Source organism: Chitinophaga sp. XS-30 (assembly GCF_008086345.1).
Taxonomy (GTDB): Bacteria; Bacteroidota; Bacteroidia; order Chitinophagales; family Chitinophagaceae; genus Chitinophaga.
Genome location: NZ_CP043006.1, coordinates 5103144 through 5127622 on the forward strand (window position 1 = coordinate 5103144; position 24479 = coordinate 5127622).

Here is a 24479-nt window from a genome sequence, read left to right on the forward strand (position 1 = left end):
ATCCCCGGATGATCGACGTAGAAAAAATCGTACTGGAATCAAAACCTGTCAGATGGGTTATACACAAAAGCAAATCACTCGTGTTACCGGGTTTCGATGGCGCTCCCCTGTATGACGTTATCGTTTTTTTTCTGAAAGAAACCGCCAGGGAAAGCCTTGCGGAACGCGCCGCCGCCATCTCGTTCAATTTCCTGCTGGCCATTCCCCCATTTTTCATCTTCATCCTTACCCTCGTACCGTATATTCCCCTGCAGAACGTGGAGCCAACGCTGTATGATCTTGCGGAAACACTCACGCCGAACTACAGCAGTTATATTGTCGTGCGGGATATGATACATGACTTCCTGTACACTCAACGCAATACCCTGCTGTCCTTCGCCTTCATTCTCAGTTTCTACTACTCCTCAAACGGAGTTATGGGCATGCTGACATCATTCGACAAGCTGCTGCCCGGCTTCAAGCAGCGCACCTGGTGGCAAGCCAGGCTTACCGCATTGAAGCTCACCATCTTCCTGGTATTATTGCTGCTGGCCACCGTTGTGCTCATCATCATGCAGGGGCAAATACTGGAATTTGTGCTCCGGGAAATCGGCATCCGCAACTCCTTCACGCAGTTCGTGATCGGCGCTATCAGATGGCTGCTGATCATGCTGCTGTTCTTTGCCATTATATCCGTTGTGTACCGCTTTGGCCCGGCCACCAAAAAGAAATGGAAATTCATCTCCGCCGGTTCTACATTTGCCACGATATCGATGATCATCGTTACCCTGGGCTTCTCTTTCTGGGTCACCAACTTTGCCCAGTACAACCAGATCTACGGGTCCATCGGAACGATATTGGTGATCATGCTCGTCGTGTACTTCAATTCCTTCATCCTGCTCATCGGATTTGAGTTGAATACCAGCATTACCACGCTGAAAGAGATCGCCGCGGAGCGTGAAACAGCTGAAAAAGAGCCTGAGTTACAAGGCCTTTCGTAAGAAATTCCCCACGAGCGGTAAAATGTGTTGTACGGTTTTAAAAAACGTTTGAAATACCTTAATTTCATATCGACTGTAAACTGAAAACTGAGCCTATGAAACCAGGGCATTGGCCATTTTCCTGCGTAAGGCAATAGTGCTGTTTCATAAAACATAAAAATGCCGGAGAAAATATGCTTGTCGCTTCATCCGGCCATTTGAAAATCAAACTAAAGCAGATGAAAAAGCAATTTGTTTTGTTACTCGCAGCTGCGTTCTGGCTGACCGCCTTCCGGTCTCCCTACGCACTTGAAGTAGGCGCCAGGTTGCCGAAAGCCGACATCAAAATGAAAGATGTGTCCGGCAAAGAAGTTTCCCTGAATGACGCCAAAAAGACCAACGGCCTGCTGGTGATGTTCAGTTGCAACACCTGCCCGTATGTAGCCCGCAACCAGGCCCGTACCCGCGAGATATGCCAGTACGCGCTGAAAAACAATATCGGCGTGATCCTTATCAATTCCAATGAAGCGGAACGCAACGGCGGAGATTCCTATGAAGCCATGCAACGCTATGCCAAAGACCAGAGTTATAGCTGGTACTATGTGGTAGACAAAAATAACGCGGTGGCTGATGCATTCTCTGCAGACCGTACACCGGAGTGTTACCTGTTCGATAAAAATGCCGTACTGATATATAAAGGCGCGATCGATGACAACCCAGGCAATGAAGCCGGCGTAAAGCAGCAATACCTTCTGAATGCTATCAACGCGGCAGTAGCCGGGAAAAAAGTGGAAGTAACATCCACGGCATCAGTAGGATGCGGGATCAAACGAAAGATGTGATAAAATTTCGCAGTATATAATTGCACAGGGTCGTACCATCACCGGTACGGCCCTTTCTTTTGCCGTTCCGGTCGCCTCTCCCTGTTAATGAAAACGTCAAAAGCCGTATTATTGCTTCTGTTATGGTAGAAGAAAGCGATGTACGTATAGGCAATTTGGTCTGGTATTATGATTATAATATGATGGAGACCGTATTCCGGGTTGAAGGTATCCTGGAGGGATATGTGTACAACACCGGGCTGCCCAAAAGCAAATTACCGCTCTCAAAAGTCCATCCCGTAGCGCTGGAAACGGATCACCTGGAGAAATTCGGGTTTCTGCCGGGGGATGCGGAATATGGGGAGGATGTGCATACTTATTCCTTCAAGTATAATCATAAGGACAGCATCTACATCCGTGATACCGGAGCATCTTTTCAGCCGCTGGCGCAGTCAGCCGACGGGTTTGTGGCGTATGGACGGCCGATCGTGCATCTTCATCAGTTGCAGAATCTGTTTTATGATCTGACGCGGGAGGAAGGGTTTGTGGGGTGATTACCCTTATTGCCCCACCAAAAACACCGCATTCCCGAACAACAACTTCCCGTTCTCCCAGAAACTCCGGAACAGGGGATTATCCACCATCAGCACCACTTCTCCCCTGCCCATGGACCGTACGCCAAAGATCAGTCCGTCCTTCAGCTTCGCTTTCGTTTGCGCGCCTACGAAACCGGTGAGATAATTATCGTTCTTCAGCACCCCCACATTCCAGCCGCCGGACGGGAGATATTCCACCAGCTTGTCGTTTTGCTTGAGGGTATAGTAATAATCCGGATAGCCGAATGCCAGCGGATGCGTTTTATCCATGGCTACTTTATAGATAGCCCCGGGAATGAACTGCGATACGCTTTCCCGCTCCCGGTTGGCATAAGGCTTCAGGTCCAGGTACGGATCTTTCTTTTCATCTTCTTTTTTCTCTTCTTCTTTCTTCAGTTTAAAGCCCCAATCCCCTTCCGCCAGCTGGGATACGGCATCCTCCAGCGCGATCAGTTTCCCTCCGCCCTGTACCCAGTCTTTCAGCCGGTCCGCTACCGCCTTGTCGCTTAACGCATTGTAATGCCCGTCCGGAAGGATCAGCACATCCAGGTCTTTCCAGTTCACGTTATAAAGGTTATTGCTGTTCAACACCGTAACGGGATAATCGATCTGCTGCTCAAAAAAATGCCATATCTCTCCCATTCCCAATGAAGACACGCCATCACCTGCCATCACCGCCACTTTGGGCTTGCGGATAAAGCGGATCTTGTCTGATCCGAAATCCGCTCCTTTATCCACAAACCCCGTAGGCACTTTTACCAGTCTCACGCCCATCTGTATGGCCAACGCCGGGATCAGCGATCCAAGTGCTTCGTTGCCGGCTTTTGTGATGATGAGCGTACCGGATGGGTAGGTATTGCCGTTCAGCGAAAACGCCTGCTCCGCATACCGTACGCGCACATTCCGGTTGAGCAGCGCCGCCAGGAACTTCAGATCTTTTGTGCTGTTCCAGGGTGCCAGGTAAGCGTAGGCACTGCCTCCTGACGCAGCTTCTCCGGCAATCCCCGGCGGAGCCTCGCTCACCGCGGGCTGCAGGCGCTGTTTGACGGCATATGCCGGAAGCCCGTAGGCATAGGGCATTGCCCATGCCGTGATATCATATGTAACGGAGTCGGTTAAACGGGATACCGGTTCAAAAAGCACCCGTATAAGGTTGGAGCGCGGTTGAAAGGCGCTGATCACAAGATCGCCTTTCTCAATATCGAAGTGTTCCGTTTTACCGGTGAAATAATTGCGTCCGTCCGCGTTGCTGTTGCCGGTGGCGAATCCTGCGTCAATTTCATTACGACGCAGCACGGCTGCCAGCATCTGCAGTTTCTCGGGATTGCCGGCGGCTTTCACAACATAGGTTTTATAGTCACCGGCCGGGTTTGTGCGCGCATCTGCAAAATATCGTGCGAACTCACTGACGAGCTTTCCTGCATGGGCAGTGGATACTTCGATGGTGGCAATGCCGGTGGTGTAATGATGTTCCATCCTGTCCGCCAGCGTGAGGGTATCGCCTTCGCGGTTGATGATAGCGAGACCGGCCCGGCCGCTGCCGCCCTGCTCATAGGTCATGCCGATGGCGCCGTTGTACATCGGATAGGTATCGCCGTAGCTGGGATAGAACAGATCGAACTGCTCTTTTGTAAAATACAGCCAGCCTTTGGCATCAAAATAGGTCGCATTATGTTTCCCGATCTGCACCTGGAAGTCCCGCTGCCAGGCGGTCACCGCATCATGCAGCGGCTCCGCGGCCGGCGCAAAATAATAAGGCGCATCAACGCCCTGCTCGTGAAAGTCCACATGCACCTGCGGCATCCAGCGGTTGTACTGCACGAGCCGCTGCTGTGATTCTATCTGTGTTTGCCAGGCCCAGTCCCGGTTCAGATCGAAATAATAGTGATTGCTGCGCCCTCCCGGCCATGGCTCATAATGCTCACGGGCAAATGGGGTGGCATCGGCGTTTTTGCTGTGAACGGCATTATAAAAACTGACATAACGCTCCCGGCCATCGGGGTTCAGGCAGGGATCGATGATCACTACGGCGTGCTGTAATAAAGCTTTCTTCTCTGTCAGCAGCGCGTACAATGTTTTCATCGCTGCTTCTGTGGACACTGCTTCATTGCCATGCACATTATAGCTCAGCCAGATGATCACCGGTCCGGAAGTTTGTCCGCCGCCTTTTGTCAGCTGCAGGTTATGCTCCCTGATCCGGTCCAGCTGCGCCATGTTCTCCGGGGATGCAACAACGGCCAGCATCAGGGGGCGGCCCTCGTAGGTCTGCCCGTATGTTTCCAATCTGACAGAGGAGGTATGTCTCGCCACTTCTTCAAAATATCCGGTCACCCTGAAATATGGCGTAAACCGGCTGCCAAGGGAATATTGCAGGTATGCAGCAGGTGAAGGCACCGTTTGCGCGGCAATGGAATGGCATAGTGACAACAAGAGGAAAAGGATTGATAACATGCGCTTCATGAAGCTAAGATAGGGATTCGGGGAAGTATTTCCATCGGGCTCAGGGCAGCCGGTAAGAAACCTTGGGGAACATGCCCATCAGGCTGTCCAGCTCATTCGCACAGGCCCGTTTTCTTTCCATCGCTTCGATCACATCCAGTTTATGCAGCTTCCAGTTATCGGTGTAGATCGTGGTATTAAAATCGATGACCGTATTGTATTTGAGAAAGAACTGCCCGGTAATGTTCTCTTCAGACCAGAACAGCTGACGCGCAAAAACCTCCCCTTTTCTGTCGAAATAATAACTGCCATATTTGCTGTACACCAGCTTTACGGGAAACCTTTTGAAAATGTACAGGTCCATCTGCAGACGGCGTACTTTCTGGTAATAGTACACAGAATCGTCGATCACTTCCATTCGTCTTTTCAATGTTTTCACGATGGCGGAATCTTCTTTGGCAAGCGGCAGGATAACGGGAGGAAGGGGTTTGCTTGTCTTTTGAGTACTGTCCGCTGTTGTATCTTTCATAGCAGCAGGAGGTTGATGACAGGCAACAACCAATAACACGCAGTATTGAAGGTAACGGAGGAATCCTCTCATAGTACAGGCACGATACTTTCATACTAAAAGTAATAAATCTTAATTTAGAACCAAACAGCACGTTTTATGCGCTCTACTCTGATCTTGTCTATATTTCTGACCCTGCCCGCCGCGTTGGCAGCGCAACAGGTGCTGACTCCTTATCAGTATTCCATCAATAAACAGCTGAATGCCAGCCACTATGCCGTGGTTTCCGCCCATCCGCTGGCGAGCCAGGCCGGTGTGATGATCATGCAGCAGGGTGGTAATGCGGTAGATGCTGCAATCGCAACACAGCTTGCATTGGCTGTCGTATATCCGCAGGCAGGCAATCTTGGCGGAGGAGGTTTTCTCGTAGCGCGGTTGCAGGACGGCAAAACGCTCGCTATTGATTACCGGGAGAAAGCTCCGGCCGGATCGCACCGCGATATGTACCTGGATGACAGCGGCGTCGTGCGGCCACGCAGCAGTATGGATGGGCACCTGGCGGCAGGAGTTCCCGGTACGGTGGCCGGCCTGTTCGCTTCCCATAAATACGCCCGGTTGCCTTTTGCCCGCCTCGCCGCTCCCGCCATTCAGCTGGCGGAAAAAGGTTTTGTGATCACGGAAGATGAAGCATCCGGACTGAACAGGCTCCGGGAAAACATCCTGCGGCTCAACACCGCTCCCACCGCTTTTGTGAAAGACCGCCCCTGGAAAACCGGGGACACCCTCGTGCAGAAAGACCTGGCCCGCACCCTGCAGCTGATCGCCCGGAAAGGCCGGAAAGGCTTCTATCAGGGTGAAACAGCGGAAAAGATCGTTGCGGAAATGCAACGCGGCGGCGGCATCATCAGCAAAACGGATCTTAAAAAATATGAAGCTAAAGAACGTCAGCCGATGCTGTTCGATTTCCGGGGCTACACCGTGCTGACGATGCCCCTCCCCAGCAGCGGCGGCATCGGGCTACAGCAGATGCTGGGCATGGTGGAACCGTTCCCGCTGGAAACATGGGGTTTTCACAGCGCAAAAAGCGTACAGCTGATGATTGAAGCGGAACGGCGGGCGTATGCGGACAGGGCCCATTTCCTGGGCGACAGGGATTTTGTGAAAGTACCGGTAACTGCCATCACCACTGCGGCATATCTGCAGGAAAGAATGCAGACCTTCACCCCCGGAAAGGCTTCACAAAGCGAAAATACCGCAGCGGGAAAAGTGGCGCCGGAAAGCACGGAAACCACCCATCTCTGTGTGATCGACAAAGAAGGCAATGCCGTATCCGTGACCACCACGCTCAACGGCGGTTATGGCAGCAAGGTAGTGGTGGGAGGCGCCGGTTTTTTCCTCAATAATGAAATGGACGATTTCAGCATCAAGCCCGGCACGCCTAATATGTATGGCCTCGTAGGCGCGGAAGCCAATGCCATTCAGCCCGGTAAACGCATGCTCAGTTCCATGACGCCCACCATCGTGATCAAAGACAATAAACCTGTGCTCATCACGGGTACGCCCGGCGGCTCCACCATCATCACCTCCGTTTTCCAGACCCTGCTTAATGCACTGGTGTTCGGGCTGGATGCGGACCAGACCGTAAATGCTCCCAAATTCCATCATCAATGGCTGCCGGACATTGTGCATGTGGAAAGGGACTTCCCGGACAGTACGCAACAGGCGCTGAAACAGATGGGCTACAGGATCGTTCCGCGGTCGCCCATCGGCAGAACGGAACTCATCCGCATACACCCCGATGGCCGCATAGAAGCCGTAGGCGATAAAAGAGGGGATGACAGCGCTGCGGGGTATTAACCGGCACAATGTCCTCATGAATTGTCCCCAACGAATTGTATTTTTGAAAGACATCATATTATGGACATGACAGTTGCAGAAATTTACCTGGACAGCCTGAAGAAACGCCTGCTTGGATATAAAGTACTGGCGGAGAAGACGTTTGCACAGCTGAATGATGAACAGCTGCACTGGCAACCTGCCGGTGAGCCCAACAATATCTACATCATCGTAAAACACATGAGCGGCAACATGCTTTCCCGCTTTACGGATTTTCTCACCTCCGACGGAGAAAAGCCCTGGCGCGAGAGGGACGCAGAATTCACGGATGACCAGCCCACCGGCACAAAGGCCGCCATGCTGGAAATATGGGAAAAAGGATGGGATTGCCTGATGGCAACATTGAACAGCCTGCAGGAAGGTGACCTGGCAAAGACCATCTACATCCGCACGGAACCGCATAGCGTGATGGACGCCCTGAACCGGCAGCTCGCGCATTATCCCTATCACATCGGCCAGATCCTTTACCTCGGCAAGATCATGAAACAGGAAAACTGGGAAAGCCTTTCCATTCCCAAAGGCGGTTCGCAGCAATTCAACCAGGAAAAAGCATCCGGCAAATGAGATATTTCATCATCGGGATAGCGCTGGCGCTGACAGCCTGCGGGTCCGGCAAAACCAATGCGCTGCTGCAGCATAAAAAATGGAAGGTCGAGAATGTAAGCGTTCCCCCGGGAGACCCCTACAACCTCGTACAGGTCACGCAAGCAAAAGATCTGAAAAGCGGTTATTACAGCGATGTGTTCTACCAGTTCCTGGACGATGGCCTGTTCATCGCCACCATTGCCGGTCAACCGGATACCGGGAGATACCGGCTCATCAGCAACGGCCGCATTATTTCCATCACTTCCCCCAATGGCTCCCGCGATGCGGAACACCTGGTAGAAGTGGTGAAACTGGATGAACAGTCCTTTGACATGAAAGTCAAATCCGGCGATTATCATTTCATCCTTCATACCAGGAAACAGTAATATGACCCGGATCACAGATACAACACCCGGCAGAACGGCCATGATAGACGGCAGGAGCTTCCTTTTCTTTTCCGGCTTCAGCTACCTGGGCATGCATGCCTCACCGGCTTTCCGGGAATTGCTGGCCGCAGGCACCGCCAGGTTCGGCAGCGTGCACCCTTCGTCCCGCATATCGAACTTGCAGCTAAGGCTATACGAAGAACTGGAGCATGCCCTGGCCACGCTGCTGCACCGGCAGTCCGCCGTGTGCTTCTCCTCCGGTTACCTCGCCGCGCAGGCTGCTGTTACCTATGCCCACGGCAAAGGCGAGCTGCTATACGCGCCCGGCGTACATCCCGCGATCTGCTACCCCGGCGCACAGCTGCCCGAAGGATCGGTACAGGACTGGCTTTCGAATATTATCGATATAGTGAACCAGGGCGATGATCACCGCTATGTACTGGTATGTGACGCCGTTCACCCGCTGACAGCCACTATTCACGACTTTTCTCCCCTGCAGCTGATCCGGAAAAAAGTACTGGTGCTGCTGGATGATTCCCACGGCGTAGGGTTGCTGGGCGATGAAGGCGAAGGCATCACTGCCTCGCTCCCGGAAAACCCGGCCCTGCATTACCTCATTACCGCCTCGCTGGCCAAAGCTTTCAGCCTGGAGGGCGGTTTCATTGCCGGCCATGCGGCGGACATCGCCGCCATCCGGAAACTGCCGCTGTTCACGGCCAGCACGCCCATGATACCCGCGAATGCCCATGCTTTCCTCCATGCCCGGGAGGTCTTTGCTACCGCCCGGAGAACACTGCGGCAGCGCATCCAGACCTTCGCGAACCTCACCGCCGGTATTCCCGCACTGCAGCATACGCATCCGCTCCCGGTATTCGCCATCCGCGAAACCGCTACAGATGAGAAAACGCAGCAGGACGAGCGGCATACCGTTCAGCTGGACACGCATCAGCATATATATGAATACCTCCTGAACCTGGATACGCTGATATCCTCCTTTGCCTATCCGGACCCGCAAGGGGCCAGGATCAACCGCATCATCCTGTCCGCCCTCCATACGCCGTCAGACCTGGAGATACTGGCAGAACACCTCACCCGATTCTATTCATCCATCCAATAAAACATCATGCTCAGAAGAACTATCGTTACCATCGCGCTCCTCCTGTTGCTGTTACCCACTTTTGCACAGCATTCGCTGCTGTACAGGATCTCCGGCAAAGACCTGCCGCAACCCTCCTATCTCTTCGGCACCATCCATCTGATCTGTCCGGATGACTTTTTTGTATCCGAAGAACTGAAAAAAGCCTTTTCAGCAGCCAAAACCGTTTACCTCGAAATGGATATGGACGATCCGGCGCTGATGAGCGGGCTGATGAAAGCCATGCAGGAAACGGATGAAGATTACAAACTGGAGAATATTTTCAAGCCGGAAGATTTTGCCCGGCTTAAACAATACCTGAAAGACAGCATGAAGATGGATATCACCTTCTTCCAGCAAATGAAGCCCATGATGATCATGTCTACCATCATGCAGCGGGCGCTGCGCTGCCCTGTTCCCGCTTCCTACGAAATGACCTTCCTGACGATGGCGAAAGAGCAGAACAAAACGGTAGAAGGCCTCGAAAAGCTGGACGATCAGATCAATGTGTTCGACGAGATGGCCGATAGTACCGAAAGCCGCATGATCATGGATTATGTGAACGACATGGAAAAGCAGCGGGACTATTTCACCCGTATCGTAGCGGCCTACCGGCAGCAGGACATCAGCAAGATACACGACTTCATCAAAGAAACCCCCGATATGGCCGGTTATGAAGATGTCATGGTATATGACCGCAACCGCAACTGGATCCCGGTCATAGAAAAAGCCGCACAGAAAGAAACCACACTCTTCGCCTGCGGCGCCATGCACCTCGGCGGGGATCAGGGCGTGGTGGAGCTGCTACGCAAAAAGGGGTATAAAGTCGAGCCCATCCCGAATACGATTTCCTCTTCCGGCCAGCGTTGATACATCCAAAACACCAATTGGTGTATTAAATTTCCCTGCCCCCGGGGCGGAGTATAAGTTTGTGTCATCAATCTGACCAATATGAAACTTATAACCCTCCTCTCCGCCTCCATTCTAACCCTCAGCGCCCAGGCGCAACAAAAAAAGGACTCCGTTCCGCCGGTAAAACAGCTGAAGGAAGTCAATGTTACCGCCACCGCTCCTGTGATCACCATGCAGGGCGGTACCATGGTGATGAATGTCAGCAAATCCGCCACAGCTGCGGGCGCTACCGCCTGGGAAGTGCTGCAGAAAGCCCCCGGTGTGATCGCTGACAATACAGACAACCTTCAGCTGAACGGCAAATCCGTTACCGTATATATCGACGGCCGCCCCAGCCGTCTTGCCGGAGAAGACCTGAAAACCTTCCTCAACAGCACCCCCGCAGGCAGCATCGACAAGCTGGAACTGATGAGCAACCCCTCCACAAAATATGATGCCCAGGGCGCCGCTATCATCAATATCAAAATGCTGAAAAGCAAGGATTTCGGCACCAACGGCACCCTCAACCTCAGTGCAGGCTTCGGGCGCTATCCCCGCACATCCGAAGGGTTCACGCTCAATCACCGCAGCAACAGCAAAGTGAACTTCTATGGCAGCTACGATCACCTGTATGCCCGGCAGTTCACCCATACGACCTCAGACCGCCTGTTCCCCGATGCTTACACGCTGGAAGACAGTGATTATGCCCGGGACAACCGCCATTCGCATAACCTGAAAGCCGGGGCGGATGTGGATTTTTCCAAAAACACCGCGGCAGGTATCCTGCTCAAAGGCTCGTTCAGCAACCGCGGGCGATGGGCGGAGAACAATACCGCCCTCAATGCCGGCGGAGACTCCACATTCTTCCAGCTCGCGGATGGGCGGCAATCCATCGTCAACCCATCCCTGAACGTATATTTCAAAACCGGCAGCGAAAAGAAAAAGAACGAACTGAGCATCAATGCAGACTACTTTTCCTACAGCAAAGACTGGGATGATGCCTTTAATGCCCGGTACCTCGATGCCGTAAAACTGCCCATCGGCGAGGCGGCCTATATCCGCAACAATTCCATTTCAGACATCCGCCTGTACTCCCTGAGTGCCGACTATACGCAGACCTTTGCCTTCGCAAAGCTGGAAGCCGGGCTGAAAACCACCTTCACCAAAACGGATAACGATATGATCTGGGAAAACAAAGTGGGGGATGACTGGCAGAACGATGCGGGCAAAACGAACCACTTCATCTACCGGGAAAATGTCAACGCTGCATATGCGGGGCTGAGCAAGACCATCAAACAATTTACCTTCAACACGGTACTGAGAGCGGAACATACCTATGCCAGCGGGAACAGTCTCACTATTGCACAGAAGTTCCGCCGCGACTATGTGCAGCTCTTCCCCAGCGCAAGCATCAGCTACGCAAAAGATGCCATGAACCAGTTCAGCCTCTCCTACCGGAAGAGCATCAACCGTTTCGGGTACGAGATCGTGAACCCGTTCATCACTTACAAGAACGCCTATACGTACATGCAGGGGAACCCGGATATCAGGCCGGTGCTGAACCACGCGGTAGACCTGACCTGGAGCCACAAATACCAGCTGTTCACCACCCTGGGCTTTACCCGCAGTAAAGACAACCTCAGCATGGTATTCCGCCAGGACCCCGAAACCCGCATCCTCGTGAGCAGTTTCGACAACCAGGCCTCCTTCAATGTGGCCTACGCCAACATTGTATTCACCAAACAGGTGTTCAAAAAGCTCCGCACCACCTGGACGCTGACGGGGCTGTATATGGATGTAAATACCATGCTGGACGGGCTGGAGTATAAAAAGAAGAACTTCGGCGCCATGCTCAACACCCAGAACGCCCTCACCCTGCCCGCGGGCATGACCGCAGAACTGGGCGGCGCCATACAGACACCCTTCACTTTCGGGTACGCCTCCCTGAAAACGGTGGGGTATATCGACTTCGGCCTGCGCAAGAATGTATTGAAAGGCAAGGGTTCCCTCAAACTGGCCGTTAACGACATTCTCAACACCCGGCAAAACCGCTTTGAAGTGAAATACGGCACCATCAACAATCTCAGCAAAATGAACACCGATACACGGGTGGTAAACCTTACCTTTAACTACAGGTTCGGCAACAGCAACGTGAAACAGAACAAAACGCGCAAGAGCAAAATTGAAGCCGAAGCCGGCCGTACCAATACGCAAACCATGTGATCACGGGATTGATTACTTTTGAACCAAAGCAATACATTACTTCATGTTGCCAGAGATCAAGGCTTTTTTCAGATCGGAATGGAAAAGATTATTACCACTGTTCGTGATAGCAGCCATTTACCAGGTGCTCGTGTTCGTCCTGGTTTACAAGCTGGACCCCAATCTCGCGGAAAGATCGTACAAGCCCTTCGGCGGCTTCTACGTCCACTCCATACGGGGAACGGTGGAGTTTGTTTTCACCTTCTACCTGCTGATCTTCCACGCCTGCCTGCCCCTGCTGAACAAACGGAAAAGCTGGCAGTTCGTATGGGTAGTGTTCTCGGTATTCCTGGTCAAATTCAGTTTCACGGCGTTGTTTGAATATGAACGGATCGATTACAGCACAAGCGGCGGCGGTTCGCCTAATATCGAAAAGTTCATGCGGGAGCAGAAATTCCTGTTCTTCACCATCAGCAACCTTATCGTTTATTTCTTCACACTGATCGTCTCCTTCGTGGTGGCCTTCTTCATCGATTTCAACCTTCGTACCCGGCGGCAGAAAGAACTGGAAAAACAGAAGATGGATGCAGAGCTGTCCGCCATCAAATACCAGATCAACCCGCATTTCCTCTTCAATTCCCTGAGTTTCATTTACAGCAAGACGGTGCCGCTGAGCGAAGAGGTTTCCCATGCGGTACTGCTGTTGTCCGACATCATGCGTTACGCACTGGGCAAGGAGGAAGATGCGGAAGGCAAAGTGGAGCTGACAAAGGAGATCACCCATATGAAAAATGTGATCGCCATCAACCAGATGCGGTTCAACAACAAGCTGAACATCCAGTACAGCGAGCAGATCGAAAGGCCGGATGCCCGTATCACTCCGCTGGTCCTCATTACACTGGTAGAGAACGCTTTCAAGCACGGCGACCTTCTGGATGCCCGTAATCCGCTGGTGATCAGAACGGAATCAAACAGCGAAAAGATATATTGCTACATCCGGAATAAAAAGAAAACCGGCCCGAAGGAACTGTCCACCGGCATCGGCCTCAATAACGTCAGGCAGCGGCTGCAGCTGATGTACGGGGATAAGCATACCTTTGCAGTAACAGAAAAAGAGGATTTTTACACAGCAGAATTGACCATCCATGATTAATTGCATCATTATCGACGATGAGCAGCATGCCATAGACCTGCTGACCCATCATATTCAGCAGACGCCCTTCCTGAACCTGCTCTACTCCACCACCGAACCCCTGGAGGGCCTGCAGTTGCTGCATCAGCATAAAGTGGACCTGATCTTCCTGGACGTACAGATGCCATCCATGAGCGGTATCGATTTCATCAAGGCCATCAATGGCCGGAGCAAGGTCATTCTCACCACAGCCTACAGCGAATACGCCATGGAAGGATTCGAGCATGAGATCGTAGACTACCTGCTCAAACCCATTTCCTTCGCCCGTTTCATCAAAGGCGCCCAGCGCGCGCTTACCCTCATCCAACCGCCACCGGCCGCCCCGAAGGAGGAAAGCGATTTCATCTTTGTAAAAACGGAACAAAAAGGCAAGCTGATCAAAATAAATATCAAAGACATCGTGTTCATAGAAGGCTTGAAGAATTACGTGAAGATACACACCCGCCAGGGGGAAGGCATTATTGCCCTGCTGAACATGAAAGACCTCGAAGAACGCCTGCCGGCGGGGGAGTTCGCCAGAACACACAAGTCATTCCTCCTTTCCACCGCCTGCATCCGGATGATTGAAGGCAATGTGGTGCACCTGGAGCATACAAAAGAAACCGTGCCTGTCGGCGATACCTACCGCGAAGCTTTTATGAACCTGATGAAAGGAAAGATCATGACAAACAGGAAGTAATACCGGGATATTCAATTGGCAAACATTTTGCGAATACCTATTTTTGTCTGAATAAACCGGAGTTCCCTGAGAAAAGCACGTAAAATATTGACCATCGCGCTGTTGAGTTTGCTGGGCTTGTTATTGCTGGTCACCATCCTCATCAATGTTCCCGCTGTACAGAACGTGCTGGTGCAGCAGGTGACCAAACGCCTGTCCAGGCAACTGAACACAAAGGTAGAGATCAGCTACGTCAATTTCCGCCTGTTCAACAGCATGCGGCTGGAAGGAACGTACATCGAAGACCTGCACAAGGATACCCTGCTTTATGCAGGCGCCCTGCAGCTGCGGATCACGGACTGGTTCTTCATTCAGGACAAGCCGGTGCTCAAATTCATAGGCCTGGAAGATGCCCGGGTCAATCTCGTCCGCCCCAAAGGTGATTCCGTCTGGAATTATCAGTTCCTCGTCGATCAGTTCGGCGCTGCGCCCTCCGCCAAACCCGCAAAGAAAAAGTCCTCCGGCATTTCGCTCGATCTGAAGCAGGTGGACCTGCAACGCGTAAAATTCAATATCAGGGACGCCTGGGTAGGCGAGGATATGGCGGTATCGGCAGACCGCATCTTCCTGGATGCCCAGCGGCTGGACCTCCGTGCGCATGATGTGCTGATCAATGAACTGGCACTCGACAAACCGGTTTTCATTGTGAGCAGCTACAAAGCTTCCCGCATTAAACGTCCTCCGCCCCTGCCCGCCACCGTGGCCGCGCCGGCGCCGGACACCCTCAGCCCCGTTCCCCTGCGCTGGAATGCCGCCAACTGGAAGCTGATCATCAAATCCGTTGTGATCAAAGACGGCCTGTTCGGGGTGGACAACCTGCAGGACACCATTCCTCCCGAAGAAGGCAGCTTCGATCCCGGGCAGATCCGCTTCGGAGAGATCAACCTCACACTTTCCAACAGCCGCATCGTGCAGGACAGCATTTATGCGGACCTCCGGCTCTCCACCAGGGAGCGCAGCGGGTTTGAAGTGAAGCAGCTGACGAGCAGCTTCAAGATGTCTCCCGTAGAAATGGAGTTCAATGATCTCGATCTGGAGACCAATAGCAGCCACATCCGCGACTACTTCACCATGCAATATGAGGACCTGAGCGATATGAACGACTTCGTGGATGCCGTGACCATGCGCGCCCGTTTCCGGAATACCCGCCTGTCCTCCGACGATATCGCCTATTTCGCTCCCCCGCTGTCATCCTGGGATACGGAGATCACGGTGAACGGGCGGGTGGACGGTCCCGTCAGCAACCTGTCCGCCGACAGTCTCTTCCTCAAAGGCGGCAACAACACCCGGTTCTCCGGGAATGTGGACATGCGCGGGCTGCCCTATATCAACGAGACCTATATGGAGATCGTAGCCAAAGAGCTGATCACCAGCGGGCATGACCTCCGGCAGTTCTTTCCCCTGCTGAAAAATGTGGAGCAACTGCGGACAGACCTGATCTCCAGCCTGCACTTCCAGGGGTCTTTCGTGGGCTTCGTGAATGACTTCGTGGCTTACGGGAAATTCCAGACCAACCTCGGCAACCTGGATTCAGATATCAACTTCAAGACCAGCGGGGATGTACCGGTGTACTCCGGACGGCTCAACACCAGCGAATTCAATGTAGGCACCCTGCTGGATAACGAGATCGTATCCACCCTCACCATGAGCGCCCGCGTACAGGGCGAGGGCTTTAACTTCCAGACCCTCAAGGCATCCCTGGATGCAGACATACAAAAGATCGGGCTGCGGGGATACGATTATGTGAACCTGAAAACCGCCGGGGAAATGAACCAGAAGTTCTTCAACGGCGCCCTCACCGTGAATGATCCCAACCTGGACATGGATTTTACCGGTACGATCGACTTCAACAGCCGGCTGCCCGTCTTCCAGTTCTATTCGGAGATCCGCAACAGCGACCTGAAAGCCCTGCATCTCACAGAAGATTCCATCACCCTGCAGGCCAAGGCAGACCTGAACTTTGCAGGCAGCAACATCGACAACTTCGATGGTATCGCCCGGCTGTACGATGTGTCACTGTTCAAGAACCAGAGCCGCGTGGAATTCGACTCCCTGTCCATCAGCACAGACATCGAAAACGACCAGAAAACCCTGCACATCGCCGGCAGCGAAGTACAGGGATATGTGCGGGGCTCCTACAGCTTTATGGAGCTGCCGAACGCTTTCCGCCTGTTCCTCAACAAATATTACCCCAGCTTTTTCACCTCTCCGCCGATGGCCAATGCGGGGCAGGACTTTACATTCTCCTTCGAATTCGGGGAAGTGGACAAACTGCTGCGGGCTTTTACGGACGATATCAAAGGCCTGAACGGCACACAGATCTCCGGCGCACTGAACACGCTCACCGGGCAGGTGAACGTGAATGCGGCCATTCCCTATGCCGCCTATACGGACTTTGGCGTAAATAATCTGCTGCTCAAGGCAAACGGCGATTTCCGGAAGATAGATGTAAGCACCAGCATTGGCAACGTACTGTTCAGGGACAGCAGTATATTCACCAATCCCCTGATACTCGCCAGTTCCGGGCGGGACACCTCTTTCATCAAAGTAGACCTTAAAGCCGCTGACACGGCGGACCTGGATGGTTTCTACGCCCGGGTGATCACCGTAGGCGACGGGGTAAAGGTGAATTTCCTCAACAGCAATTTTACGGTAAACGGCCGTCAGTGGAGCATGACGCCCGGGAACGAAGTGTACTGGAGCAAGCATTTCCTTACCGTGAACAACCTGCGCATTTCCCGCAACCTCCAGAGCATCACCATCAGCACCAACGAATTTAACCCGGATGAATCCCGGTTCATGATCGCATTGAAAGATATCAACCTTGCGGATGTGATCCCCGCAGGCATTACCGCTACGCGGATAGAAGGGCTGGCTAACGGTACGATCAATATCATAGACCCCTTTGAACAGCTGGCGATAGATGCGGATATCAAAGCCACGCAGCTCCGGATCGATAATGACTCCCTCGGCCTGGTAGAACTGAAAGGCAGCTACGACAACAAACTTGGAACAGTTGGTTTCGATGTGAAGTCGGACAACTCCCTCGGCAGGTTCATGGCCAAAGGGAGCGTAGGCATCTCAGCCAGCAACAAGGCGGTGGACGCCTCCACGGAGTTGAACGGCGCCTCCATCTCCCTCCTGGAGAAATACCTGGGCGAATACGTCAGCAACCTTTCCGGAAAAGCCACCGGCAAACTCACCGTCACCGGCACAACGGACAAGCCGTCTTTCCGCGGATCGGTAAAAGTGGAAGATATAGGGATGAAAGTGAATTATCTTGGCACCTACTACAAGATCCCCCTGCTGCATGTGCATAACATGGATGACAACCTGATAGAGATGCACCCTTTCACCCTGATCGATAAATTTAACAACGAAGCCAGGGTGAATGGCTTTATCAGCCATCAGAACTTTTACGATATGAATTTCGAGATGGATGTGAGCGCCCAGCAATTCCTCTTCCTCAATACCGGCATGCAGGACAACAGTCTGTATTACGGCGATGTGATCGCACAAGGCAGGGTATATTTCTCCGGCCCGCTGAATGACCTCCAGCTGCGGGTGCTGGCCCGCCCGCTTCGCGGAACGCACTTTCGTCTTCCTATCTCTGACAGCAAGGACGTAGGCAAGCACGAGTTCATCAATTTCAGGCAATACGGCACCGTTGTACAGGAACCGAAAAAGAAAAGTGAAATAAAACTCAATGTGAAGCTGGACATTGCCGCCAATCCCGATGCACAGATCGATGTGATCCTCAATGCCACCACCAACGATATGATCTCCGCCAACGGCACCGGCAATCTTACCATGAACGTGAACCTGGACGGAGACTTTACCATGTACGGCAACTACGTGATCAACCAGGGGACCTACAATTTCTCGCTCTCGCGTTTCGCCAACTGGAAGTTCGATATCGACCAGAACAGCACCATCATCTGGAACGGCGATCCCGCGGATGCCAGGCTGAACATCACTGCCAGGTACACCCTGCCGAAAGTAAGTCTATACAACCTGTCTTCCGCCGCCTATACTTCCGGCTCTTCCCGGGACAACAACGACCTGCTTAACCGTTCCGAACGGGTAGATATCAATCTGAACCTTCGCGGAGCATTGATGCAGCCGGACATCGCCTACGAGATCACCCTGCCGGAAGTAGGCTCTCTTTCCTATGAAAGCAGCATTGCGGCAAGACTGAAAGAGATCAACCAGGACCAGAACCAGGCGCTCTACCAGATGTACTTCCTGCTCGCCGCAGGCCAGTTCCAGCCGCCGGACGGTGGCGGGGGAGCCAATGTAACGGTGACCGGCAAGAACAGCGTAGGCCAGGCCCTGAGCGCACAAGCCTCCGCGATCCTCAACAACCTGTCCAATACTTTCCTGAAAAATGCCGGCATAGGCTTTAACGTCAATTATACCGCCTATAACTTCAATACGGATGTGAGCAATTCATTTGACCGGAACCTTGTGAGCGCGGGCATCACCAAAAATTTCTTCAACAACCGCATACGCCTGTACGTAGGCGGGGACTACGACTGGGGCCGCGTGACCGCTTCCTCATCTTCCCAGAATATTGCCGGTGACTTCCGCCTGGAATACCTGCTTTCGCCGGACGGCCGCGTACGTGTGAATGCCTTCAGCAAAACGGATTACGATGCATACCTCCTCGGCAACCGCACCCGCAGCGGCCTTGGCCTGTCTTACGTAAGGGACTACAATGTGCTCAGAGAGCTGTTCCAGGACAGGCTGCAACGCCAGCTGGGGGACAGCCTTCGCCGTGCTGCTGCCATACGCGAGCGGCAGGACAGCCTGAACAGGGTGCGGCAGGACAGTTTGCTCAATACCATCGCCCCGTTGCCCTGATGACGCCGGAGCGGTTTGGGCGGTTGCTACATACAGGCTTTTGCGCCTTTTCTAAATAGCCTTGCGCTAAAACGCGCCATGCTGACCAATGCCTGGAATCAGCAATACCCTTGCGCTAGAGCACTCCATGCTGACCAACGCCTGGAACCAACAATACCCTTGCGCTAAAACGCCCCATGCAAACCAATGCAATGCCTGGGACCAACAAAAAAACCGCCCCTTAAAGGAGGCGGCTTCTCAATTATCTGATAAGGAACGGCTTCAGCCTTTCAGTATTTCATGCCCCAGCTTGTCCCGTTTTGTTTTGAGATAGAATTCGTTATAAGGATTCGGGCAAACCTCGATGCCCACATTCTCCACGATCTCCAGGCCATATCCGTTAAGCCCGGCCCGTTTACGCGGATTGTTGGTGATCAGCCGCATCTTGGTCACATTCAGGTGCCGCAGAATTTGCGCGCCCACGCCGTAATCCCTTTCATCCATCTTGAAACCCAGTTCAAGGTTGGCTTCTACGGTATCTTTCCCTTCTTCCTGCAGCTTATAGGCCTTCAGCTTGTTCATCAGCCCGATGCCCCGGCCCTCCTGGTTCATATACAGGATAAGGCCTTTTCCTTCTTTTTCCACCATCTGCATGGCCGCCTGCAATTGCTCCCCGCAGTCGCAGCGCAGGGAGTGGAGAATATCCCCGGTAAAGCAGCTGGAGTGTACCCGTACCAATACCGGTTCACCCGCCTCCCAGTCCCCTTTCTTCAGGGCCATATGCATATCGTTGGTATTGAGTTGTTTGAACGCTACCAGTTCAAAGTTCCCGTATTTGGTAGGCATCTGCACCCGCACTTCCTCTTCGATGAGGGTTTCCGTACGGAGGCGGTATTCGATCAGATCTTTAATGGAGATGAGTTTGAGGCCGAACCTTTTCGCGATCTCCAGGAGTTGCGGCAGCCTGGCCATGGAACCATCTTCATTCATGATCTCCACCAGTACGCCCGCCGGCTCAAAGCCCGCGAGGCGCGCCAGGTCAATAGTGGCCTCGGTATGGCCGGTACGGCGCAGTACGCCGCCGCTTTTGGCTTTCAACGGAAAGATGTGGCCCGGTTTGCCCAGTTCCTCCGGGCGTGTTTCGGGGTCTATCAGCGCCCGTACCGTTTTGGCGCGGTCATGGGCCGAAATGCCCGTTGTACAGCCATGCCCCAGCAGGTCCACCGAAACGGTGAAAGGGGTCTGATGTAAAGCCGTATTGTCCCGCACCATCATCTCCAGCCCCAGCTCCTCACAACGCTCTTCCACAAGCGGCGCGCAGATCAGTCCGCGGCCGTAAGTGCTCATGAAATTGATGATCTCCGGCGTTACATTCCTGGCTGCGGTGATGAAATCCCCTTCATTCTCCCGGTCCTCGTCGTCCACCACGATCACGAGTTTCCCCTGCTTGATGTCTTCAATGGCGGATTCAATAGTATCTAACATGTAGTTTTTGCTTAAATAAAAGAATGTGCAAAGTTAGGATTTAAAGTTGGTAGTTGAGGGCCTCCGGTGGGTGCCACCGGGCTAACAGAACCGGACTGTGGATAACTCATTATATTATAATAAAATCGATTTGAGATTTTAAAAATTCTGATCGCTTAATTAAACATTTATCGCCCAAAAACAGTTAATCTAAAAGATTATGTAATACAAACCCGGCCTATTCTTGAAAAACGGCAACTTGTAACAATTTGTTAACTTCAAGTTAAAGTTCGGATGGCTTATTTTATCATCTTTGCAGCATCATCAAATCGTTTGTTATGGGATTCAAAAAATTACTCTCTTCCTGTTTTTTATTGCTGAGTACGATTTCCGCTATTGCCCAGGTGACCACCAGTAGCATGACCGGTACGGTCAAGGACGCCACTACCGGAGAAATGCTGATCGGCGCAACCATCAGAGCCGTTCACACCCCTTCAGGAACCGTTTACGGCACCACAACCCTGGAAAGCGGCCGCTACAATATTCCCAATATGCGTGTCGGAGGCCCCTACTCCGTTACGGTAACTTATGTGAGCTACAAAGAAGAAACCGTACAGAACATCAACTTACCCCTCGGCCAAACCTTCCGTCAGGATTTCCTGTTGCAAAGCTCTGCCACGGGCCTGCAGGAAGTGGTGATCACCGGTACGCAGGACAAGACCTTCAACAGCTCCAGGACCGGCGCTGCTACCTTCATCAACCGGGAACAGTTGCAAAACCTGCCCACACTGAACCGTGGTATTGCGGATTTTACGAAGCTGACCCCACAGGCCGGCAAAGGCCTGAACTTCGCCGGCAGGAACAAGCTGTATAACTCTTTCACAGTGGACGGCTCGCTCTTCAGTAACGCCTTTGGCCTGAGCGAATTGCCCGGAGGGCAGACCAATGCGCAGCCGATCAGTCTTGATGCGCTTGATCAGCTGCAGGTGAACCTGGCCCCTTATGATGTAAAGCTGAGCGGTTTTACCGGAGCCGGTATCAACGCCGTAACCAAAAGCGGCACCAATGAGTTCTCCGGCTCTGTGTACACTTTCATCAGAAGCACTTCCCTCACCGGCGACAAGGTAAAAGGAGAAACCGTTGTCAATAACGAGTTCAAGCAAAACCAGACGGGATTCCGTATCGGTGGCCCTATCATCAAAAACAAGCTTTTCTTCTTTGTAAATGGAGAGATAGAAAGGCAAACCTCCCCCGCCACAACACTGCGCCCCCTGGACGGGCCGCCGCTGGCGAACCTCAATGATGTGCCCACCGGCTTTTCAAATGTCAGCCGGAACGAACTGGAGACCGTTAAAAATCTGCTGATCAATGAATTTGGATATGACCCCGGTGCTTACGAGAATTTTGATTTCAAGCAGAACAACGAAAAGGCCACCATCCGGCTGGACTGGAATATCAATGAGAAGAATTCACTTTCCCTCCGTTACTCCTATCTCAATTCATTCAGGGATATCGGACCAAGCGGCTCCAACTCCAACAGCGGACGCGGCCCCAACATCAACTCCCTGTATTTCGAGAATATGAAATACAGGCAGTTCAATAAGATCAACTCTGTTGTTGCAGAGTGGAACAGTCAGTTCTCCAATCGTTTTTCCAATAACTTTTCCATTACCTACAGCGCTTTCCGGGACTACAGGGAAACCTTCGGCGGAAAGCCGTTCCCGGTGGTGGATATAGAATTCAACGGCAGGAACAATATTTCATTCGGCTCTGAACCATTCAGCGGCCTGAACTCCCTGAACCAGGACCTTTTCCAGTTTTCGGACAACTTCAACTACTATGCCGGCAAACACACCTTCCTGTTTGGCGTAGCCGGTGAATACTTCAAGTTCTCCAATGCCTTTGCCCAGTTCGTATATGGTCAGTTCAGATATGCTTCCATGCAGGACTTCCTGGACGCAGCCAATGGCAATACGGCCATCAACCCCACACAGTACCAGCTCACCTACTCTACGGTACCGGGTAACCCAAGGCCCACTGCTGACCTGAATGCGATGACCCTATCTGCCTATGCACAGGATGCCTTCCAGATAAAAGACAATTTCAGGCTGACCTACGGTGTACGCATTGACGTACCTACGTATCCCAAAGACCTGATGACCAATCCGCTGGTAAATGCCATGACATTCCGCGACGGCGAAAAGCTGGACGTCAGCAAACTGCCGAAAGCCGTTGTGCTCTGGTCCCCCAGGGTCGGCTTCAACTGGGATGTGAATAATAACCAGCAATTCCAGATCAGGGGCGGAACAGGGATCTTCACCGGCAGAATACCCTACGTATGGGCGGTGAATCAGGCCGGCCAGAACGGTCTGTTGTTTGGTTCTGAATTCAGCACCAACCCTACCAACAGGCCCTTTACCGATGACCCGACAGCTTATATCCCTGCAAACCCGCAATTACCGCCGTCCTACGCGATCAACGTTATGGACGATGAATTCAAATACCCGCAGATCTGGCGTTCCAACCTTGCCGCAGACATCCGCATTCCGGGCGGGGTGATCGCTACGCTGGAAGGTATCTATACGAAAGACATCAATGCAGTCTTCCATCGCGATGCAAACCTGGTTTCACCCACGGGAACACTTGCAGGCCCCGATAACCGGGCCACCTTCCCCGGCGGCAGCGCCAACCGCATCAACTCCACCATCACCAATGCCATCGTGCTGGACAATGTCAGCAAAGGGCACTCCTATAGCCTTTCAGCGCAACTGCAGAAAGATTTCAACTTCGGATTGAGCGCGATGGTGGCCTACACTTACACCGATGCGGAGGACGTGACCTCCAGTCCCGGCTCTCAGGCCAATAGCGCATTCACGGGCAACCAGGTAGTAGGAGACCCCAATAACCCGGTACTCTCCTACACCAACTTCCTCGTGAAACACAGGGTTGTAGGTGTCCTCTCCTACAGCGTCAAATATGCTAAAATACTGGGAACAACCCTGTCACTGATATATGACGGCGCACCTTACTCCGATCGGTTTGAAAATTCCCGCTTAAGCTATGTTACAGGGAATATCAACCGGGACAATGGAACAAGCAACGACCTGATGTTCGTTCCCGCCACACAGGCAGACATCATTCTGATCCCCAGCGCGGCGGTAGGCGGAGTTCCGGACTCCCGTACAACTGATCAGATATGGAACGATCTCAACACCTATATTTCCAATAACAAGTACCTCAGCAAAAGAAGAGGACAGTACGCCGAAAGGAATGGCGGAGAATTCCCCTGGGTGAACAAATTCGATCTCAGGCTGCTGCAGGATATCGATTTCGCCAGAATAGCACCCAACTCCAAGAGTAAACTGCAACTGACGCTGGATATCATCAATATCGGCAACCTCCTGAACAGCGACTGGGGCGTAGTGCCTTTGACGACCGGAACAAATCTCCTGCAGTTCAGGGATTTCAATGGTCCAAACGGTCAGCCACGCTACTCGTTCAACAAACAGGACAATTCATTCACAGACAGCAATGGCGTAGATTCCCGCTGGCAAATGCAGATAGGGATCAGGTATCTGTTTAATTGATTGATCTGAAAAAACAGATAAGAGGACCTTCCCCACATTTAAAATCCAGACCTTCGGATAAGACAATTAGAAAAAGGGGTTGACCAAAAGGTCAGCCCCTTTTTACATCCGCCCCCTCCCACCACATACCACATCCCCACCGCCGAAAAATAAATCGGAAAAAAATTACCGCATAATATAAATAAGTGTTAACTTGACAGTAATAAAAGCTGTAGCAGGCCGTATTTTATAGTGAACAATTCGGCAAGTAGTTAATCA

Annotated in this window: 16 protein-coding genes; 13 read left to right on the plus strand and 3 right to left on the minus strand. The window is 52.4% G+C overall.

The window, feature by feature from the left end; translation table 11 throughout:
* Nucleotides 1–8: 8 nt before the first annotated feature.
* From FW415_RS20540 to FW415_RS20550, 3 genes are all read left to right on the plus strand, one after another.
* Nucleotides 9–980: a YihY/virulence factor BrkB family protein gene (locus tag FW415_RS20540; protein ID WP_148388770.1), complete on the plus strand. Its 972-nt coding sequence runs from the start codon at nt 9–11 to the stop codon at nt 978–980.
* A gap of 218 nt (nt 981–1198) precedes the next feature.
* The gene (locus tag FW415_RS20545; RefSeq protein ID WP_148388772.1) at nt 1199–1801 is read left to right on the plus strand and encodes a thioredoxin family protein; all 603 of its coding nucleotides are present in this window, start codon (nt 1199–1201) and stop codon (nt 1799–1801) included.
* Between the two features lie 122 nt (nt 1802–1923).
* Entirely contained in the window at nt 1924–2334 is a 411-nt protein-coding gene (locus tag FW415_RS20550) for a hypothetical protein (protein ID WP_148388774.1), read from the plus strand.
* A gap of 6 nt (nt 2335–2340) precedes the next feature.
* Here FW415_RS20550 and FW415_RS20555 read toward each other — a convergent pair whose 3' ends face one another.
* Nucleotides 2341–4806 (minus strand): M14 metallopeptidase family protein, encoded by a 2466-nt coding sequence (locus tag FW415_RS20555; RefSeq protein ID WP_246858821.1) that lies wholly within the window; start codon nt 4804–4806, stop codon nt 2341–2343.
* A 70-nt stretch (nt 4807–4876) separates the two neighbouring features.
* Nucleotides 4877–5344 carry a hypothetical protein gene (locus FW415_RS20560; protein ID WP_148388778.1) on the minus strand — a complete coding sequence of 156 codons (468 nt, stop codon included), beginning with the start codon at nt 5342–5344 and terminating at the stop codon, nt 4877–4879.
* A 138-nt stretch (nt 5345–5482) separates the two neighbouring features.
* Between FW415_RS20560 and ggt the strand changes: the two genes are divergently transcribed.
* The 9 genes from ggt to FW415_RS20605 all read left to right on the plus strand — a co-directional run bounded on the left by ggt (nt 5483) and on the right by FW415_RS20605 (nt 19191).
* Nucleotides 5483–7180: a gamma-glutamyltransferase gene (gene ggt, locus FW415_RS20565; protein WP_148388781.1), complete on the plus strand. Its 1698-nt coding sequence runs from the start codon at nt 5483–5485 to the stop codon at nt 7178–7180.
* A gap of 66 nt (nt 7181–7246) precedes the next feature.
* Nucleotides 7247–7783: a DUF1572 family protein gene (locus FW415_RS20570; protein ID WP_148388783.1), complete on the plus strand. Its 537-nt coding sequence runs from the start codon at nt 7247–7249 to the stop codon at nt 7781–7783.
* Nucleotides 7780–8190, plus strand: coding sequence for a hypothetical protein (locus FW415_RS20575; protein ID WP_148388785.1), 411 nt, complete (start codon nt 7780–7782; stop codon nt 8188–8190). The genes FW415_RS20570 and FW415_RS20575 overlap by 4 nt, the downstream gene beginning before the upstream one ends.
* Nucleotide 8191: 1 nt before the next feature.
* Nucleotides 8192–9307 (plus strand): aminotransferase class I/II-fold pyridoxal phosphate-dependent enzyme, encoded by a 1116-nt coding sequence (locus FW415_RS20580; RefSeq protein WP_148388786.1) that lies wholly within the window; start codon nt 8192–8194, stop codon nt 9305–9307.
* 6 nt (nt 9308–9313) lie between these two features.
* A complete protein-coding gene (locus FW415_RS20585; protein WP_148388788.1) occupies nt 9314–10195 on the plus strand; it encodes a TraB/GumN family protein in 882 nt (293 codons plus the stop codon).
* Nucleotides 10196–10276: 81 nt separating this feature from the next.
* Entirely contained in the window at nt 10277–12439 is a 2163-nt protein-coding gene (locus FW415_RS20590; protein ID WP_148388790.1) for an outer membrane beta-barrel family protein, read from the plus strand.
* 43 nt (nt 12440–12482) lie between these two features.
* On the plus strand, nt 12483–13571 hold the full coding sequence (locus FW415_RS20595; protein WP_148388792.1) for a sensor histidine kinase: 1089 nt from the start codon (nt 12483–12485) through the stop codon (nt 13569–13571).
* Complete coding sequence (locus tag FW415_RS20600) at nt 13564–14289, plus strand: LytTR family DNA-binding domain-containing protein (protein WP_148388794.1); 726 nt, start codon at nt 13564–13566, stop codon at nt 14287–14289. The genes FW415_RS20595 and FW415_RS20600 overlap by 8 nt, the downstream gene beginning before the upstream one ends.
* Before the next feature lie 87 nt (nt 14290–14376).
* On the plus strand, nt 14377–19191 hold the full coding sequence (locus tag FW415_RS20605; RefSeq protein WP_148388796.1) for a translocation/assembly module TamB domain-containing protein: 4815 nt from the start codon (nt 14377–14379) through the stop codon (nt 19189–19191).
* Nucleotides 19192–19452: 261 nt separating this feature from the next.
* Here FW415_RS20605 and FW415_RS20610 read toward each other — a convergent pair whose 3' ends face one another.
* Nucleotides 19453–20655 (minus strand): bifunctional 3,4-dihydroxy-2-butanone-4-phosphate synthase/GTP cyclohydrolase II, encoded by a 1203-nt coding sequence (locus FW415_RS20610; protein WP_148388798.1) that lies wholly within the window; start codon nt 20653–20655, stop codon nt 19453–19455.
* Between the two features lie 317 nt (nt 20656–20972).
* Here FW415_RS20610 and FW415_RS20615 point away from each other — a divergent pair, with 317 nt between their 5' ends.
* Entirely contained in the window at nt 20973–24221 is a 3249-nt protein-coding gene (locus FW415_RS20615; protein WP_148388801.1) for a carboxypeptidase regulatory-like domain-containing protein, read from the plus strand.
* Nucleotides 24222–24479 lie beyond the last annotated feature (258 nt).